General features: G+C 65.3%; 15 protein-coding genes. 10 read left to right on the top strand and 5 right to left on the bottom strand.

Translation table 11 applies throughout. The features are described 5' to 3' along the window. Nucleotides 1–39: 39 nt before the first annotated feature. From ACT531_RS11055 to ACT531_RS11045, 3 genes are read right to left on the bottom strand one after another with little or no spacing between them, the layout of a single operon-like run. Nucleotides 40–1,851 (bottom strand): M61 family metallopeptidase, encoded by a 1,812-nt coding sequence (locus ACT531_RS11055; RefSeq protein WP_476017447.1) that lies wholly within the window; start codon nt 1,849–1,851, stop codon nt 40–42. A gap of 56 nt (nt 1,852–1,907) precedes the next feature. Next, a complete protein-coding gene (locus ACT531_RS11050; RefSeq protein ID WP_295942508.1) occupies nt 1,908–2,636 on the bottom strand; it encodes a DsbC family protein in 729 nt (242 codons plus the stop codon). Nucleotides 2,637–2,664: 28 nt separating this feature from the next. Next, nucleotides 2,665–3,795 carry an FAD-dependent monooxygenase gene (locus tag ACT531_RS11045; RefSeq protein ID WP_476017446.1) on the bottom strand — a complete coding sequence of 377 codons (1,131 nt, stop codon included), beginning with the start codon at nt 3,793–3,795 and terminating at the stop codon, nt 2,665–2,667. 92 nt (nt 3,796–3,887) lie between these two features. Here ACT531_RS11045 and ACT531_RS11040 point away from each other — a divergent pair, with 92 nt between their 5' ends. The 4 genes from ACT531_RS11040 to ACT531_RS11025 all read left to right on the top strand — a co-directional run bounded on the left by ACT531_RS11040 (nt 3,888) and on the right by ACT531_RS11025 (nt 8,356). Next, a complete protein-coding gene (locus ACT531_RS11040; protein WP_110960204.1) occupies nt 3,888–4,760 on the top strand; it encodes an MOSC domain-containing protein in 873 nt (290 codons plus the stop codon). Nucleotides 4,761–4,845: 85 nt separating this feature from the next. Further along, complete coding sequence (gene ychF, locus ACT531_RS11035; RefSeq protein ID WP_015015603.1) at nt 4,846–5,940, top strand: redox-regulated ATPase YchF; 1,095 nt, start codon at nt 4,846–4,848, stop codon at nt 5,938–5,940. 138 nt (nt 5,941–6,078) lie between these two features. Continuing rightward, nucleotides 6,079–6,957, top strand: a complete 879-nt coding sequence (gene rarD / locus ACT531_RS11030; protein WP_476017445.1) for an EamA family transporter RarD — start codon at nt 6,079–6,081, stop codon at nt 6,955–6,957. Nucleotides 6,958–7,114: 157 nt separating this feature from the next. Further along, a complete protein-coding gene (locus ACT531_RS11025; protein WP_209818216.1) occupies nt 7,115–8,356 on the top strand; it encodes a GGDEF domain-containing protein in 1,242 nt (413 codons plus the stop codon). Nucleotides 8,357–8,466: 110 nt separating this feature from the next. Here ACT531_RS11025 and ACT531_RS11020 read toward each other — a convergent pair whose 3' ends face one another. Further along, nucleotides 8,467–8,949 carry a YqaA family protein gene (locus tag ACT531_RS11020; RefSeq protein WP_476017444.1) on the bottom strand — a complete coding sequence of 161 codons (483 nt, stop codon included), beginning with the start codon at nt 8,947–8,949 and terminating at the stop codon, nt 8,467–8,469. Nucleotides 8,950–9,100: 151 nt separating this feature from the next. On the opposite strand from ACT531_RS11020, the gene ACT531_RS11015 reads away from it, so the two are divergent. The 5 genes from ACT531_RS11015 (at nt 9,101) to ACT531_RS10995 (ending at nt 13,537) form a co-directional block, all read left to right on the top strand. Then, on the top strand, nt 9,101–9,685 hold the full coding sequence (locus ACT531_RS11015) for a M15 family metallopeptidase (RefSeq protein WP_476017443.1): 585 nt from the start codon (nt 9,101–9,103) through the stop codon (nt 9,683–9,685). A gap of 195 nt (nt 9,686–9,880) precedes the next feature. Beyond that, complete coding sequence (dusB, locus tag ACT531_RS11010; protein WP_476017442.1) at nt 9,881–10,927, top strand: tRNA dihydrouridine synthase DusB; 1,047 nt, start codon at nt 9,881–9,883, stop codon at nt 10,925–10,927. After that, nucleotides 10,924–11,157 carry a Fis family transcriptional regulator gene (locus ACT531_RS11005; protein ID WP_015015597.1) on the top strand — a complete coding sequence of 78 codons (234 nt, stop codon included), beginning with the start codon at nt 10,924–10,926 and terminating at the stop codon, nt 11,155–11,157. The genes dusB and ACT531_RS11005 overlap by 4 nt, the downstream gene beginning before the upstream one ends. A gap of 260 nt (nt 11,158–11,417) precedes the next feature. Further along, nucleotides 11,418–13,019, top strand: coding sequence for a bifunctional phosphoribosylaminoimidazolecarboxamide formyltransferase/IMP cyclohydrolase (gene purH / locus ACT531_RS11000; protein ID WP_309822128.1), 1,602 nt, complete (start codon nt 11,418–11,420; stop codon nt 13,017–13,019). A 41-nt stretch (nt 13,020–13,060) separates the two neighbouring features. Further along, nucleotides 13,061–13,537, top strand: coding sequence for a c-type cytochrome (locus ACT531_RS10995; protein ID WP_476017441.1), 477 nt, complete (start codon nt 13,061–13,063; stop codon nt 13,535–13,537). A 51-nt stretch (nt 13,538–13,588) separates the two neighbouring features. On the opposite strand, the gene pobA is transcribed toward ACT531_RS10995, so the two are convergent. Then, complete coding sequence (gene pobA, locus ACT531_RS10990; RefSeq protein WP_476017440.1) at nt 13,589–14,773, bottom strand: 4-hydroxybenzoate 3-monooxygenase; 1,185 nt, start codon at nt 14,771–14,773, stop codon at nt 13,589–13,591. A gap of 256 nt (nt 14,774–15,029) precedes the next feature. On the opposite strand from pobA, the gene ACT531_RS10985 reads away from it, so the two are divergent. After that, a complete protein-coding gene (locus ACT531_RS10985; RefSeq protein ID WP_056066242.1) occupies nt 15,030–15,809 on the top strand; it encodes an IclR family transcriptional regulator domain-containing protein in 780 nt (259 codons plus the stop codon). The last annotated feature ends 5 nt before the right edge of the window (nt 15,810–15,814 follow it).

Here is a 15,814-nt window from a genome sequence, read left to right as displayed (position 1 = left end):
CTGCAGCAATATACCCAAGGCAGTGGGGCTTTGCTGACGTCAGGTCAGCCAGCGTCCCAGCGCGGCGGCGTCTGTCACCGTCAGGCTGATGGTGTCTGGTGCCGTGGATGGGGCTGCGGTGCTGCGTCGGCCCTTGGCAGGGGCTCCAGTCGGCTGGATTGGCGGCATTTCCAAGGGCAGGCGCAGCAGCCGCCCGTCGCGTGCCACCAGGGCCTGCAGGGTGGTGTGGGTTCCCGCGTAGAAAGTGACGTCGTCGAGCTTGCTGACGCGCCAGCCCTGGCCCTGCACTTCTATGCCCAGCCACTCGTCGCCGGCAGACATTCCTGCCTTCTCTGCGGCTCCGCCACGCAGCACGGTCTTGATCTGCACGCTGTGGTTCTCGGCTACGCGCAGGCCCAGGCGCTGGGCCAGCTGCGGCCGGTCGGCCTTGAGCGCCACGCCGTGGGCGGCCAGCAGCTCTTCCAGGGGCAGATCGGCAGTGCTATGCACCCAGTGCGCCAGCTCCTTGTCGAATGGCCGCCCGGCCAGGTCGTGGAGCACGGCGCGCAGATCTGCTTCGGTCATCGGCCCGCCCGCGCAGCGCTTCCACAATGCACGCATCACATCGTCCAAAGTGGCTTTGCCCTCACGCCGCAGAGCCAGGTCCAGGCACAGGGCCACCAGCGAGCCTTTGGTGTAGTAGCTGACGGTGGTGTTGGGTGTGTTCTCGTCCTGCCGGTAGTACTTCACCCAGGCGTCAAAACTGGCCTGGGCCACACTTTGTACCGACCGGCCGGGTGTTTGCAGCACCTGGTTGATCGTTTTGGTGATGAGCTTGAGATAGGTGGCGTCGTCCAGCAGCCCGGCGCGGCGCAGCAGCAGGTCGTCGTAGTAGCTGGTGAAGCCCTCGAAGAACCACAGCAACTCGGTGTAGTTCTCCTGCGCATAGTCGTAGCCGGCGAACTCGGCGGGCCGCAAGCGCTTGACGTTCCAGGTGTGAAAGTATTCGTGGCTGATGAGTCCCAGCAGCGTGGTGTAACCCTCGCTGGCCCGCGCCTCGCCCTGGCGCGGTAGGTCACGCCGTCCGCAAATCAGCGCCGTGGAGTTGCGGTGTTCCAATCCGCCATAGCCGTCTCCCACGGCGTTGAGCATGAAGACGTAGCGTTTGAAAGGCGCTTTTCCTTCGCGGTGCCAGAAGCGGATGGCGGTTTCGCAAATTTTCTGCGTGTCGGCCAGCAAGCGCTTGCCGTCGAACGACGGAGCCGCACCCGCCACCACAAACTGGTGGGCAATGCCGCAGGCCTTGAAGCGCCCCACCCAGAAGTTGCCCAGCTCCACCGGGCAATCCACCAGCTCGTCGTAGTCGGCCGCCAGATACAGGCCAAAGCCTTGTTTGTCGGCATCCAGGGGCCGCAGACCGGTGGCGGCAGCCCAGGTCGCCGTGGCAGCCGTGCGTGCCAGCTCCAAGGTGTGGGACCGCGTCTCCTGCCCACGCACGCGCAGGCACAGGCTGGTGCCGTTGAAAAAGCCGCGTGAGGCGTCCAGCCAGGCGGTGCGTACGGAGCTGTCGTAGGCGCACACCTGATAGGTCAGCACCAAGGGCTTGCCCTCTGTGCATTGCGCTTGCCAGCGGTGCTTGTCCAGTTGGGCTATTTGCAAAGCGCGTTGGCCTTGCCGAGCCGCCAGCGCTTGCAGATTCTTGGAGAACTCCCGCACCAGGTAGCTGCCCGGGATCCAGACCGGCAGAGACAGTTCTTGCGATGCCGCTGGCCGCTGCACCGTCAGCGTCACGGTGAACAGATGCGCGTGCAGGTCTGTGGGTTCGACGCGGTAGTGAATGTCTGCGGCAGAGGCTGGGCGGGAGAGGGGCATGGCATGTGCCGCGCAAGGGCCGCGCGGAGTCGTCGGTCGGGGGCTTTCAGCGGCTATTAATTAGCGGTGGTGGTGTCGCTGGCGGCTTCGGCCAGGCGTTTTTCCACCTCCTGGGCCCCGATGGCGCCGGGCACGCGTGTGCCGTTGGCAAAAATCAGGGTGGGGGTGCCGGTGATCTTGTACTTCTTGCCAAAGGCCAGGTTACGTTGCAGTGCGCTGGTGTCGCAGCTGGCTGCCGGTGCGGGCTTGTCACGCACCATCTGGTCTTGCCACGCCGTAGCCTGGTCCTTGGAACACCAGATGTTGCGCGACTTTTCGGCCGAATCCGGACTCAGGATGGGGTACAGGAAGAGATACACCGTCACATTGTTGATTTGCTGCAGGTCGCGCTCAAAGCGTTTGCAGTAACCGCAGTTCGGGTCCTCGAACACGGCCACCTTGCGCTTGCCGTCGCCGCGCACAATGGTCACGGCATCTTTCAGGGGCAGGGCGGAGAAGTTGACCGCTGTCAGCTTATTGATGCGGTCTTCGGTCAGATTGCGGCGCGCCTTGGAGTCGATGAGTTCGCCCTGGATCACATAGTCGCCCTTGGCGTCGGTGTAGAACAGGTCTGTGCCGATGCGCACCTCGTACAACCCCTTCATGGGCGTAGCGCGCACTTCGTCGATCTTGTCCATCTGAGGAATACGTTGGGCCAATGCCTTGCGGATGGCGTCCTCTTGCGCTGTGGCGCTCAGGCTCAGGGTGGCTGCCCCAACGGTCAGCAAAGCAGTGGTCAGTTTCATCGTATTCCTGTTTATCAAACTCGCGCGTTCAGCGCATTCCCATGGCTTGGCGGGCCACAAAATCTTTCAGCATGCCGCTGCGTTCAAAGCCCTTCATGCCCCAATTGCGCAGGGCTTGCCAGGGGGCTTCCTGGCGCGCAAACAGTTGCTGCAATCCATCGGTGGCCAAGCCCATCGCTGCCAGGGCTGCTTTTTGCTGCCGCTCATAGCGGCGCAGCAGTCGCAAGTCAGCCACGCTGCGCCAGTAGTCGCGGGTGCGCAGCACCTCGGCCAGGGCTGCCACATCAGCCAGCCCCAGATTCAGCCCTTGCCCTGCCAGCGGGTGCACGTTGTGGGCGGCATCGCCCGCGAGCACCCAGCTTCGTGCAGCATTTCCGGTAGAGGTAGCGCCGCACCAGCGGTCTGCCTTGGCCAGTTGCAGCGGCCACGTGGCACGCTCTGCAATGAGTTGAACGTTGCCCAGTGTGTGCTGGCTCGCCGTCTGCAACTCTTGCGCAAAAGCGTCGGCAGGCAAGGCCATCAGTGCGGACACCCGGTCCTCAGGGACGGACCACACCACGGCCACAGAGTTCCCCTGAGCGCCCTCCAGCGGCAAAAAAGCCAGAATGCCTTGGGGCGAAAGCCACTGGCGTGCCACCTGTCCATGTGGGTGTTCGCAGCGCACCCGCGTGGCAATCGCGTGCTGGGCATAGGGCGTCACGTCAAAGCGCACGCCAAACTCGGCCCGGGTGGTGCTGGCGCGGCCTTCGCACACCACGGTCAGGGGCGCGGCCACCGGGCTGTCCACCACCTCCACCAGGGGCTGAAACCGCACAGCCTGGGCCAGGCGCTCTTCCAGGGCCGGCACATCCACGATCCAGGCGAGTGCTTCCACCCCCTGGGGGGCGGCATCGAAATGCACGCAGCCGTCCTGATCACCCTGTACCTGCATGTGCTTGACGGCGGTGGCGTGTTCAGCATCGGGCCAGCTGCGCAGCGATTCGAGCAGGCTGCGGGACGCTGCATTCAAGGCATAGGCCCTTACGTCGGCGGTCGCCGCGCTGTGTGGGCCCGGGGCGGGCACCAGGGCCACCTTCAGTCGTTCCCGTGCCAGCAACAAGGCCAAAGTTCGGCCCACGATGCCGGTGCCACGAATACAGATATCAAAGGTTGGGGCCATGAGAGGCATTGTAGGAGGGGTCTTACCCCCTGCGATGAGAGGGCAGAATTGCGGTCTGGCCTTTCTGGCCCCCTTCTTCAGGAGCACCCGGCGTGAGTTTCCCTTCCGAGTCTGATCTGTCCGGCACCATTGCGCGGCTGTTTGTGTACCCTGTCAAATCCTGTGCGGGCATCGAGGTGCAGCAGGCGCTGCTCACCGAGACCGGGTTGGATCTGGACCGCGCCTGGATGGTGGTGGATGCGCAGGGCATGTTCCTCACCCAGCGCAGCTTGCCCCGCCTGGCGCTGATCCGGCCCCAGCTCAAGAGCGACGAAATGGTGCTGCGGGCTCCGGGCATGCTGGCATTGCATGTGGCGATCGACGCGGTGGAAGCGCCGGCCACGGTGACCGTCTGGCGCGACACGGTCCCTGCGTGGGACATGGGCCCTGTGGCGGCGCAGTGGTTCAGCGATTTTCTGGGGCAGCCTTGCCGCCTGGTGCGGTTTGACCCAGAGCATCGGCGCCTGTCCAGCCTGGAGTGGACGGGGGGCGTGGAGGTCCCCAACCAGTTTGCCGACGGGTTTCCGCTGCTGGTGACCAGTGAGGCCTCCTTGCAGGACCTTAATGTGCGGCTTGCCGCCGAGGGGCATCCCTCCGTCGGCATGGAGCGGTTCCGGCCCAATGTGGTCTTGGCCGGAGTGGATGCCCACGACGAAGACCGTGTGGACATGATTCACGTGGAGGGCGATGGCACCGCCGACGTCCACCTGCAGCCGGTAAAGCCCTGCGCGCGATGCCCTATTCCTGACATCGACCCGGCCACAGCTGAGAGCCATCCGTCGGTGGGTGACACCCTGCGCACCTACCGCCAGGACAAGCGGCTGGACGGCGCCATCACCTTTGGCATGAACGCCATCGTGCGCAGCGGTGCGGGGCAGTGGCTGCGCGTGGGGCAACGCATGGCCGCCGATTTGCGGTTTGAATGAAGGCCTGATGCAGGCCCTCGGCAGCGGGTGCTGGGCGGGCCCGTAAAATCGGCGGTTTGTCTCCAGAACACCAGAAAGCCCTGCCATGAGCCTCCAATGCGGCATCGTGGGCCTGCCCAACGTCGGCAAGTCCACCCTTTTCAACGCGCTGACCAAGGCTGGTATTGCCGCCGAAAACTATCCCTTCTGCACCATCGAGCCCAATGTGGGCGTGGTGGAAGTGCCGGACCCCCGCCTCCAGCAACTGGCCGAGATCATCCACCCAGAGCGCATCGTCCCTGCCATCGTCGAGTTTGTAGACATTGCCGGTTTGGTGGCGGGCGCCAGCCAGGGGGAAGGCCTGGGCAACCAGTTCCTGGCCCACATCCGTGAAACCGATGCCATCGTCAACGTGGTGCGCTGCTTTGAAGACGACAACGTGATCCACGTGGCAGGCCGTGTGGACCCGATCTCCGACATCGAAGTGATCCAGACCGAGCTGTGCTTGGCCGACCTAGGTACGGTCGAGAAGGCCCTGAACCGCTACACCAAGGCCGCCAAGTCGGGCAACGACAAGGATGCTGCCAAGCTCGTGGCGCTGCTCACGCGCATCCAGGCTGCCCTCAACGAAGGCAAGCCTGCCCGCTCGGTCGAGATCACCAAGGAAGAGCAGCCCCTGCTCAAGTCCCTGTGCTTGATCACGGCCAAGCCCGCAATGTTCGTGGGCAACGTGAGCGAAGACGGTTTTGAGAACAACCCGTTCCTGGACCGCCTCAAGGACTACGCGGCCAGCCAGAACGCCCCTGTGGTGGCCATCTGCGCCAAGATGGAAGCCGAGATGGCCGAGATGAGCGACGAAGACCGCGACATGTTCCTGGCCGAAATGGGCCAGACCGAACCAGGCCTCGCGCGCCTGATCCGTGGCGCCTTCAAACTGCTGGGCCTGCAGACCTACTTCACGGCGGGCGTGAAGGAAGTGCGCGCCTGGACCATCCACATCGGCGACACCGCCCCCCAGGCGGCGGGCGTGATCCACGGCGACTTCGAGCGCGGCTTCATCCGCGCGCAGACCATCGCCTTTGAGGACTTCATCGCCTACAAGGGCGAGCAGGGGGCCAAGGATGCCGGCAAGATGCGCGCCGAAGGCAAGGAGTACGTGGTCAAGGACGGTGATGTGCTGAACTTCCTGTTCAACGTCTGACCACCCCCCAGACCCGTGTGGGTCTGCCGTGCTCCCCGCCATCCCTGTCTGCCCTTGGGCTGGCAGGGATTTTTTCTGGCGATGCCGCGTTCGATCCCGTGGCTGTCCACCCATTCACCCGTTCTGGGTTTTTTGCGCATGAATACCGGAATCCTCTACGCCGCCCTGGCCTATGTCGCCTGGGGATTGTTCCCGCTGTACTTCAAGCAGGTGGCCGATGTGCCCTCGCTGGAGGTGGTGATGCACCGCACGCTGTGGTCGCTGGCCGTGGTCCTGGGGCTGCTGGCGGTGCGCAGGCAATGGGCATGGATGGCGTCGGTGGTGCGCCAGCCGCGTGTGCTGGGGGCCTTTGCGCTGTCGGCAGTGCTGCTGTCGGGCAACTGGTTGACGTACGTGTGGGCCGTGCAGAACCACCATGTGGTCGATGCGAGCCTGGGGTATTTCATCTTGCCGCTGGTGAATGTGGCGCTGGGCTTCGTGTTCCTGCGCGAGCGCCCCCGGCCTGGGCAATGGCTGGCCGTGGCGGTTGCTGCGGCTGGTGTGCTGTGGCTGGCAGTGCAGGCAGGGCGACTACCCTGGATCGCGCTGGTGCTGGCCCTGACTTTCGGGTTCTATGGCCTGTTGCGCAAGGTCGCGGTGTTGGGCGCGCTGGAGGGACTCACCCTGGAAACCTTGATGCTGGCGCCGGTGGCGGCCGTGGTGCTGGCCTGGTGGAGCTGGCAAGGGCAGGGCGCTCTGGTGCAAGGGGACCTGTCCACGGTGGGGTGGCTGCTGTTGGCCGGGCCCATGACGGCCGTGCCTTTGCTGCTGTTTGCCGCCGGTGCCCGGCGCATTCCCATGTCCACGCTGGGCATCCTGCAATACATCTCCCCCAGCCTGCAGTTTGCACTGGGCGTCTGGGTTTACAACGAGGCCTTTCAGCCTGCGCGTCTGGTGGGCTTTGTACTGATCTGGGCGGCGCTGGTGGTGTACAGCCTGGAGGGCTGGTGGGCGCGCCAGCGGGCGGTGCTCACATAGCACGCCTGCGGGTGGGCGGTTGTCGCCTGGGCTACTGGAAAACGCGCAGATCGATTTTGTCAGCCACGCGTAAGATCCTGCGATTTGTCTGACGGGTGCCGCATGTGTGTTGCTGCGCCACCTTTCCTTCCTCTTCCAGGCCTGAGCCCGCCACCACATGCTTTTTGGACGCAAAAACCTGTTTTCGGCGACGGATGCCTTCCCGTTGACCGATGCCGTGCTGGAGTTCGACGATTCTTCGTCGGTGGCCGTCCGACCTGGACGGCGCGCGCTGGACGGCTTTGGCCCCCGGGGCGAACGCAGCGCTTCGTCCAAGTGGTGGGCCGTGGCGGGGCTGATTGGGCTGTACGCGCTGGCCCTGGCAGGTTTTTACGCCCTGGGCGTGGTGGGGGCTCAGGTGTTGTGGGTACTGGCTGGCCTCACGGCTGCGGGCTTTGCCGTGTTCGGTGCCGTGTTCCGTTCGGGATTGCAACGAAAGCTCAGGCTGAGGCATCTCAAGCTGGGCATTGTGACCACGGCCATCGGCGGCATGCTGGTGGTGTTTTATCTGGAGCCAGTCACGCAGATTCTGTTGGCACCGTTCATGTTCGTGGCAGTGGCCTACGGCATTTTCACCGTGCCCCGGCGCACGCTGCTGGTGCTGACGGCCGCTGTGTTGTGCGCCTATGCGGCGGTGATTGCTGCGCACTATGCAGAGCAGGGCAACGACGCCCTGTTGCGGCTGGAGCTGATGCACCTGCTGGCGCTGGCCGTATCGGTGCCGGCGTTCATCGTCCTCATGGGCCGCGTGCAGCGGCTGTACCGCAGCCTGTACCAGGCCAGCCGCAAGATCAAGAACATCCAGGAAGACGCGCAGCGCGACACCTTGCTGGGCTGCTTCAACCGCCGCTACATCCTGGCGGCGCTCGAAGAACAAAAGCAGCTGGCTGATGAAAGCGGGATTCCGTTGTGCCTGGCCGTGCTGGACATCGACCACTTCAAACGCATCAACGACGAGCTGGGCCACCTCGGAGGCGACGAGGTGTTGCGCACCTTTGCCCGCATTGCGCAGCAGGGCGTGCGTGGCGGTGATGTGTTTGGGCGGTACGGCGGGGAAGAGTTCTTGCTGATCTTCCCGGCCACCTCGCTGCTGCCCTCGCTCAACACCTGTGAGCGCATCCGGGCCCAGGTGGAGTCGCACGCCTGGACGGGCCTGCTCAAGGGCCGCGTGACGGTCTCCATCGGCGTGACGCAGTATGTGCTGGGCGAATCGGTGCTGGAGTTCTTCTCGCGGGCAGACACCGCCATGTACATGGCCAAGGAGGGTGGGCGCAACCAGGTGGTGGTCGAGGAGCCGATTGCCAAGGGCGATTCGCAGATGTCGGATTTGTCGATTCCCAGCAGCCACGCGTTCTTGTAGGGACTGGCCCGCATGGGTGCACAAGCCCCCGGGCGCCCTGCGCATCGGAGGCATCGACCCATCATGGGTCTATCTCCAAAGCCCATTGCAGCAGGGCTCTGACCGGCAACCTAAATCGCCAGATGACCAGGCATGAAATACAGCAGCACGCTGGTCATCGCCAGATAGCGCAGAAACTTGCCCACTGCCATATAGGCCAGGCATTGCCAGAACGGCAGCTTGAGCCAGCCGGCCACCGCGCACAGCGGGTCGCCCACCACCGGCAGCCAGCTCAGCAGGCATGCGCGCGCGCCAAAGCGCTTGAGCCAGTTCAGTGCCTGCACCTCGGTTGCATTGCCGCGCGCCTTGTCCACGGCCTTGTGTGCGCCCAGCCCCATCCACCAGCTCACGCCGCCGCCCAGGGTGTTGCCCACGGTGGCGACCAGGATGGCAGGCCAGAACAGCTCCGGGTTGAGCTTGATCAGGCCAAACACGGCGGGCTCGGAGCCCAGTGGCAGCAGCGTGGCCGAAACAAACGACACCACAAAGACCGTGCTCAGCCCGAACTGCGGCAGGGCCAGCCATTCGAGCAGCTGGTGCATCCAGATTTCCATAGCGGTTGAGTGTAGGGGGCTGCTGGGGCTTCGTTGGCCCCTGGGGGATCTGTCCTACAGCGGCGCGCGCCTTCGGCGCATGGCCGGGCCGGAGGGGCTTTTGTATCGTGAAAACACATTGGCCCTGAATGACACACCCAGGAGGTCGCCCATGCTGGCATTGCCCACCACGCCCGCTCCCCGCCGCTTGAATCCCACCGCTGCCATGCCGCCAGCGACCCGCTGGTCGTCCGTGGCCGCGGCCTTGCTGCTGTCGGCGTGTGCGCACAGCCCCCAGGCCGCGGTGCCCACCCCGGGACTGCAAAGCGGGGCCATGCCGTGGGAGCAGACGGCCATCTCGCCCTGCGACAAGGAGCCCACCGCAAGGCCCGCGCTGGAGCGTATTGGCCGTGAGCTGCAGTCCCAAGGGATGGCATTGCAGGCCGCCTGCAACGCTGCCAGCGGGGGCTGGGTGGTGCAGGTGCAGGTGGTGGATGGCACCAAGGCCCACAAGGTGGTGCGCGGGCCGCTGGCCGACGGGCAGGCCGTGGACATGGGCACCCCGGCGGGCGCTGCGCGGTCCGAGGCCGCAGCGGGAGCCACGGGTTTTTCCCCCGATGTGTTGCACAACCGCCAGTGGCTGCGTGCGCTCATGGCGCGCCACCAGTTCGACAACCTGCCGGATGCCTGGTGGCATTTCGCGCAGCGGGGTCTGCCGCCGGCGCAGGCTGCAGACACCGATCTCGCTGCGCGGTGAAGTGAAGCTCTTTCCCAGGGACGCGTGACCTCAGGGGGAGAGTAGAGGACGCAGGCCCATAGCGGTCCGTCAATGAAGCCTTGGCCGCAGATAGAAAGCGCGTGCACCCCATTTCAGTTGCTGAAATTTTGAGCAGGTACAATCCCGCCTCCTTTTTCAGCATCTTTTGCTGCCTCCCCGCTTCCTACCCCGCCCATGCAAATCGGCCACATTCCTTTGGCGAACCGGTTGTTCGTCGCCCCGATGGCGGGCGTCACCGACCGGCCGTTCCGCCAGCTGTGCAAGGAGCTAGGGGCAGGCTATGCGGTGAGTGAGATGGTGACCTCGCGCAAGGACCTGTGGAACAGCCTCAAGACCTCGCGCCGGGCCAACCATGAAGGGGAGCCGGGGCCCATTGCCGTGCAGATTGCCGGCACCGATGCGCCGATGATGGCCGAGGCGGCGGTCTACAACGTGGAACGCGGCGCGCAGATCATCGACATCAACATGGGCTGTCCGGCCAAGAAGGTCTGCAACAAATGGGCGGGCTCTGCGCTGATGCAGAACGAAGCCCTGGCGGTGGAGATTGCCGCTGCCGTGGTTGACGCCTGCGCACCCTACAACGTGCCCGTCACGCTGAAGATGCGCACCGGCTGGTGCCAGGAGCACAAGAACGCTGTGCAGCTTGCGCGCCAGTTCGAAGCCGTGGGCATCCAGATGCTCACCGTGCACGGCCGCACGCGTGAGCAGGGCTACAAGGGCCATGCGGAGTACGACACCATTGCCGCCGTCAAGGCGGCGGTGAAAGTGCCCGTGGTCGCCAACGGCGACATCACCTCGCCCGAGAAGGCGCGTGATGTGCTGGCCGCCACCGGCGCCGACGCGATCATGATCGGCCGTGCCGCCCAGGGCCGACCGTGGATCTTCCGCGAGATCGGCCACTTTCTGGCCACGGGCGAGCACCTGGCGCCACCGCTGGTGGCCGAGGTGCGCCGCCTGCTGCTGGACCACCTGCAAGACCATTACAGCCTGTACGGCGAGCTGACCGGGGTGCGCAGTGCGCGCAAGCACATTGCGTGGTACCTGCGCGCGTTGCCGGGTGGCGAGGCCTTCAGGCAACACATCAACACGATCGAAGACTGCACCACGCAGTGGCAGGCCGTGGCCGACTACCTGGATGCCCTGGGGCAACAGATGGACCGGCTGCCTGCCGCCACGGGCGTGGACGCAGAACCAGAAGAACAAGAGGGATTGGCTGCATGAGCAAGAAACACATAGAAGAATGCGTGCGCGAGAGCCTGCAGGGCTACTTTCGCGACCTGGGCGGCGAGACGCCCGATGGCATGTACGACATGCTGGTGCGTGTGGTCGAAAGGCCGCTGCTGGAAGTCGTGATGCAGCAGGCCGACAACAACCAGTCGCGCGCCGCCGAATGGCTGGGCCTGAACCGCAACACCCTGCGCAAGAAGCTGGTCGAGCACAAGCTGCTCTAAGAGACTGAGAGTCTCTTGTCCGAACCCGCCATGCACGCCAAAACACTCCGGCTCGTCGTTCCAAATGCTCGCCATAGCCCGAGCTATGGCTGTGCTTTGCGCCTAGATCCGAAGCGTTTTCGCGCGCCTTTCGGGCTCGGCCAAAAAACTCTCAGCCTCTGACTGCTCTACAAGATACACAACTACTAAATTAATAGCTGCCAGCGCATGATGCACTAGCGCTACAGCCCGTTTTTATTCAAAACCTCCGCACCACCACCATGAACGCACTCCTCTCCGTCTCTGACAAGACCGGCATCGTCGAATTCGCGCAAGCGCTGCACGCGCTGGGCATCAAGCTGCTGTCCACCGGCGGCACCGCCAAGCTGCTGGCCGACAAGGGCCTGCCCGTGACCGAAGTGGCCGAGGTCACCCAGTTTCCCGAAATGCTCGACGGCCGCGTGAAGACGCTGCACCCCAAGGTGCACGGCGGCCTGCTGGCCCGCCGCGAGCTGCCCGAACACATGGCCGCGCTGAAGGAGCACGGCATCGACACCATCGACCTGCTGGTGGTCAACCTGTATCCCTTTGAAGCCACCGTGGCCAAGGCTGGCTGCACGCTGGCCGACGCCATCGAGAACATCGACATCGGTGGCCCCGCCATGGTGCGCAGCGCTGCCAAGAACTGGAAGGACGTGGGCGTGATCACGTCGGCCGACCAGTACGACGCCGTGCTGGCCGAACTGAAGGCCGGTGGCAAGTTGAGCGACAAGCTGCGCTTTGCGCTGTCGGTGGCCGCGTTCAACCGCATTGCCCAGTACGACGGCGCGATCAGCGACTACCTCTCGTCCGTCACGTTCGAAGAAGACAAGCTGTCGGAAACCTACGTGCCCACGCGCACCCAGTTCCCCGGCCAGAGCAACGGCATCTTCACCAAGGTGCAGGACCTGCGCTACGGCGAAAACAGCCACCAGCAGGCTGCGCTGTACCGCGACCTGCACCCCGCACCCGGCTCGCTGGTCACCGGCGTGCAACTGCAGGGCAAGGAGCTGAGCTACAACAACATCGCCGACGCTGATGCCGCGTGGGAATGCGTGAAGAGCTTTGAAGCAGCAGCCTGCGTGATCGTCAAGCACGCCAACCCCTGCGGCGTGGCCGTGGGCCTGGACGCGCTGAGCGCCTACAGCAAGGCCTTCCAGACCGACCCGACCAGCGCTTTCGGCGGCATCATCGCGTTCAACCGCGTGGTGGACGGCGCTGCTGCAGCGCAGGTGAGCAAGCAGTTTGTCGAAGTGCTGATGGCCCCCGACTTCACCGCCGAGGCGCTGGAAATCTTCAAGGCCAAGGCCAATGTGCGCCTGCTCAAGATCGCGCTGCCCGCCCACGGTGGCAAGACCGACTGGGAGCGCGGCCGCAATGCCATGGACGCCAAGCGCATCGGCTCGGGCCTGCTGCTGCAGACGGCCGACAACCGCGAGCTGTCTCTCATCGACCTCAAGGTCGTGACCAAGAAGCAGCCCACGCTCGAAGAGATGGAAGACCTGCTGTTCGCCTGGAAGGTCGCCAAGTACGTCAAGAGCAACGCCATCGTGTTCTGCAAGGGCGGCATGACCATGGGCGTGGGCGCCGGCCAGATGAGCCGCCTGGACTCGGCCCGCATCGCCAGCATCAAGGCCGGGCATGCTGGCCTGACCTTGCAAGGCACCGTGGTGGCGAGCGATGCGTTCTTCCCCTTCCGCGACGGCTTGGACGTGGTGGTGGATGCGGGTGCGACCTGCGTGATCCAGCCCGGTGGCTCGATGCGCGACAACGAAGTGATCGACGCGGCCAACGAGCGCGGCGTGGCCATGGTCTTCAGCGGCGTGCGCCACTTCCGCCACTGAGATGACGGTGATCGCAACGGGTCTTGAAGCGGTGCGCGTGCATGCACCGCGACGATGAGACCCCGCCACCCCGGCCCCGCTGGCTGGGCTGGGCACTGATGGGGTTCATGGCGCTGGTGGTGTTGGGCATGCTCAACCTGGGCTGGCGCATGTTGCAGCGGGGGCCGGGCGCTGGCGGGCAAGGCAGCGCTGCCTCAACGCCCGCCGCATCGGCCGGACTTCGCCTGGTGGAAGCATCCGATTGCCTGCGCTGCCATGGCATGGAGCGCCACTACGTAGGCCCCTCGTTTCAGCAGATTGCAGCGCGGTACCGCGACCGCGGCGACGCTGCCGATTACCTGGCCGGCAGGATCCGCAACGGCAGTGTGGGCGAGTGGGGGCGCACCGTGATGCCCCGCCACCCGCAAGTCACGGAAGCCCAAGCGCGTGAGATGGCGCAGTGGCTGGTGTCGCTGCCGGTGCCGGCTGCTGCGGCACCCGGCGCGTCGGCCTCAGAGGCCGCATCGGCGCCACGTTGACGGCGATGGCGACCGGGCAGCAGGGGCGAGGGGCGAGATGCCTGCGGGGGTTCAGGCCCCAAAGTTCATCGGCAGGCCCACATAGTTCTCGGCCAACGACACCGAGGCAGCACGCGAGTGCACCAGGTAGTCCAGCTCGGCCTCCTGAATCTTCTGGCCGAACTCGCCCGTTTCCGGAAAGCGGTGCATCAGCGAGGTGAACCACCACGAGAAGCGCTCGGCACGCCACACGCGGCGTAGGCAGCGGTCGGAGTAGGTGTCGATGCCCACGGACGATTTCTCGTTGTAGAACTCGGACAGCGCGGTCCACAGATAGCCCACGTCGCTGGCGGCGAGGTTCAGGCCCTTGGCGCCGGTGGGGGGCACGATGTGGGCGGCATCACCGGCCAGGAACATGCGGCCAAAGCGCATGGGCTCGGCCACAAAGCTGCGCAGCGGGGCGATGCTCATCTCCAGCGCCGGGCCGGTCACCAGGTTGGCGCGGGCCTCGGGGTCCAGGCGGTTGCCTAGCTCGGTCCAGAACTGGTCGATGGTCCAGTTCTCGACCTTGTCAGTGGTAGGCACCTGCACGTAGTAGCGGCTGCGCGTGGCGCTGCGCATGCTGCACAGCGCAAACCCGCGTTCGGTGTTGGCATAGATGAGTTCGTGCGACACCGGTGGCACATCGGCCAGCACACCCAGCCATCCAAAGGGGTACACGCGCTCATAGGTCTTGAGCAGGTCGGCCGGCGCGCTGGCGCGGCATACGCCGTGGTAGCCGTCGCAGCCCGCGATGAAGTCACACGCCAGCTCGTGGGTCTGGCCGTCCTTTTCGTACGTCACGCGTGGGTGCTGGCCGTCAAAGTCGTGCACTTGCACGTTCTGCGCGTCGTACACGGTGGTGAGTCCGGCCGCTGCGCGCGCATCCATCAGGTCGCGCGTGACTTCGGTCTGGCCGTACACCGTCACGCGGCTGCCGCCGGTCAGCTCGTGCAGATCGATGCGATGGCGCTCGCCCTTGAACAGCAGCTCGATGCCGTCGTGGGGCAGGCCCTCGGCATGGGCACGGGCGCTCACGCCCGCCTGGTCCAGCAGGTCCATGCAGACCTTCTCCAGCACCCCGGCGCGGATGCGGCCGAGCACGTAGTCGGGGCTGCGCTGCTCGATGATGACGGCGTCAACGTCAGACTTGTGGAGCAACTGACCGAGCAGCAGGCCGGCGGGGCCGGCACCAACGATGGCAACCTGGGTGCGCATGGGAAACCTCTGGGAATGGGGTGTGGGAGATGGGGGATACCGAAAACCAGTGGCCTTGAGCGTAGGTTGATCCAGATCAAAGCGATATCCGGCGCTGCCGATTGCGTGCGATCAGTCGATACTTTGTGCGATGATCGCGCAGTGTCCCGAGTGGCTGGCGTCTGCAACCTGGGCCGCTATCGCTCCGAGCCGCTGCGGGGCTCCGCCAGCCCTTGTGCCCCGGGTCCATCCACCTGCACTTCACACACCACCGCCCATGGCTTCCACCCCCATCGCCAAGGCAGACTTCATCGAAGGCATGGCCAAAGGCATGGCCGTGCTGGAGAGTTTCGACACCGAGCGCCAGCGCCTGAACGCCACACTGGCGGCGCAGCGCACCGGCCTCACGCGGGCGGCGGCGCGGCGGCACCTGTTGACACTGGCGCACCTGGGGTATCTGGAAACGGATGGCAGCTACTTCTGGCTGGCGCCCAAGGTGCTTCGGTTTTCGGGCAGCTACCTTGCGTCTGCCCGGCTGCCGCGCGTGCTGCAACCCACGCTGAACCGGCTGGCAGCCCAGACCCAGCAGTCGTTCTCGGCGGTGGTGCTGGATGGGGATGAGGTGGTGATCGTGGCGCGCAGCGGCGTGTATGGCGCGCCGTCGCGGGTGCTGGCCTATGGCTTGCACCTGGGCGCGCGGCTGCCGGCCCACCCTACGTCCACCGGCCGCGTGTTGCTGGCGGCGCTGCCCCCGGCGGAGTTGACCGCCTGGCTCAAGAACCGGCCCTTGCACCGCCTCACGCCCCAAACCATTACGCAGGTAGGCCCGCTGCGGCAGGTGATCACCAAGGTGCGGCGGGACGACTATTGCCTGGCCGTGGAGGAGCACGAGCTGGGCGTGCACGCGCTGGCTGTGCCGCTGCGCAACCTGCAGGGCCATACGGTGGCGGCGCTCAACGTGGTGGCGTCGCCCAAGCAGATGGACGAGGGCAGCCTGCAGCGCGACATGCTGCCGCTGCTGCAGGAGGCCGCCCGCGAACTGCGCGGACTGCTGTGACTGTC

It is taken from the genome of Acidovorax sp. DMC1 (genome assembly GCF_056314325.1).
This window is presented reverse-complemented; position numbering and strand designations above follow the sequence as displayed.

Excerpts from the sequence above, each read along its gene's own strand:
- pobA (WP_476017440.1), bottom strand. The coding sequence starts at position 14,773 with ATGCGCACCCAGGTTGCCATCGTTGGTGCCGGCCCCGCCGGCCTGCTG.
- ychF (WP_015015603.1), top strand. The coding sequence starts at position 4,846 with ATGAGCCTCCAATGCGGCATCGTGGGCCTGCCCAACGTCGGCAAGTCC.
- ACT531_RS11025 (WP_209818216.1), top strand. The coding sequence starts at position 7,115 with ATGCTTTTTGGACGCAAAAACCTGTTTTCGGCGACGGATGCCTTCCCG.
- ACT531_RS11005 (WP_015015597.1), top strand. The coding sequence starts at position 10,924 with ATGAGCAAGAAACACATAGAAGAATGCGTGCGCGAGAGCCTGCAGGGC.
- rarD (WP_476017445.1), top strand. The coding sequence starts at position 6,079 with ATGAATACCGGAATCCTCTACGCCGCCCTGGCCTATGTCGCCTGGGGA.
- ACT531_RS11015 (WP_476017443.1), top strand. The coding sequence starts at position 9,101 with ATGCTGGCATTGCCCACCACGCCCGCTCCCCGCCGCTTGAATCCCACC.
- ACT531_RS11045 (WP_476017446.1), bottom strand. The coding sequence starts at position 3,795 with ATGGCCCCAACCTTTGATATCTGTATTCGTGGCACCGGCATCGTGGGC.
- ACT531_RS11020 (WP_476017444.1), bottom strand. The coding sequence starts at position 8,949 with ATGGAAATCTGGATGCACCAGCTGCTCGAATGGCTGGCCCTGCCGCAG.
- ACT531_RS10985 (WP_056066242.1), top strand. The coding sequence starts at position 15,030 with ATGGCTTCCACCCCCATCGCCAAGGCAGACTTCATCGAAGGCATGGCC.
- ACT531_RS11050 (WP_295942508.1), bottom strand. The coding sequence starts at position 2,636 with ATGAAACTGACCACTGCTTTGCTGACCGTTGGGGCAGCCACCCTGAGC.
- purH (WP_309822128.1), top strand. The coding sequence starts at position 11,418 with ATGAACGCACTCCTCTCCGTCTCTGACAAGACCGGCATCGTCGAATTC.
- ACT531_RS11055 (WP_476017447.1), bottom strand. The coding sequence starts at position 1,851 with ATGCCCCTCTCCCGCCCAGCCTCTGCCGCAGACATTCACTACCGCGTC.
- dusB (WP_476017442.1), top strand. The coding sequence starts at position 9,881 with ATGCAAATCGGCCACATTCCTTTGGCGAACCGGTTGTTCGTCGCCCCG.
- ACT531_RS10995 (WP_476017441.1), top strand. The coding sequence starts at position 13,061 with ATGCACCGCGACGATGAGACCCCGCCACCCCGGCCCCGCTGGCTGGGC.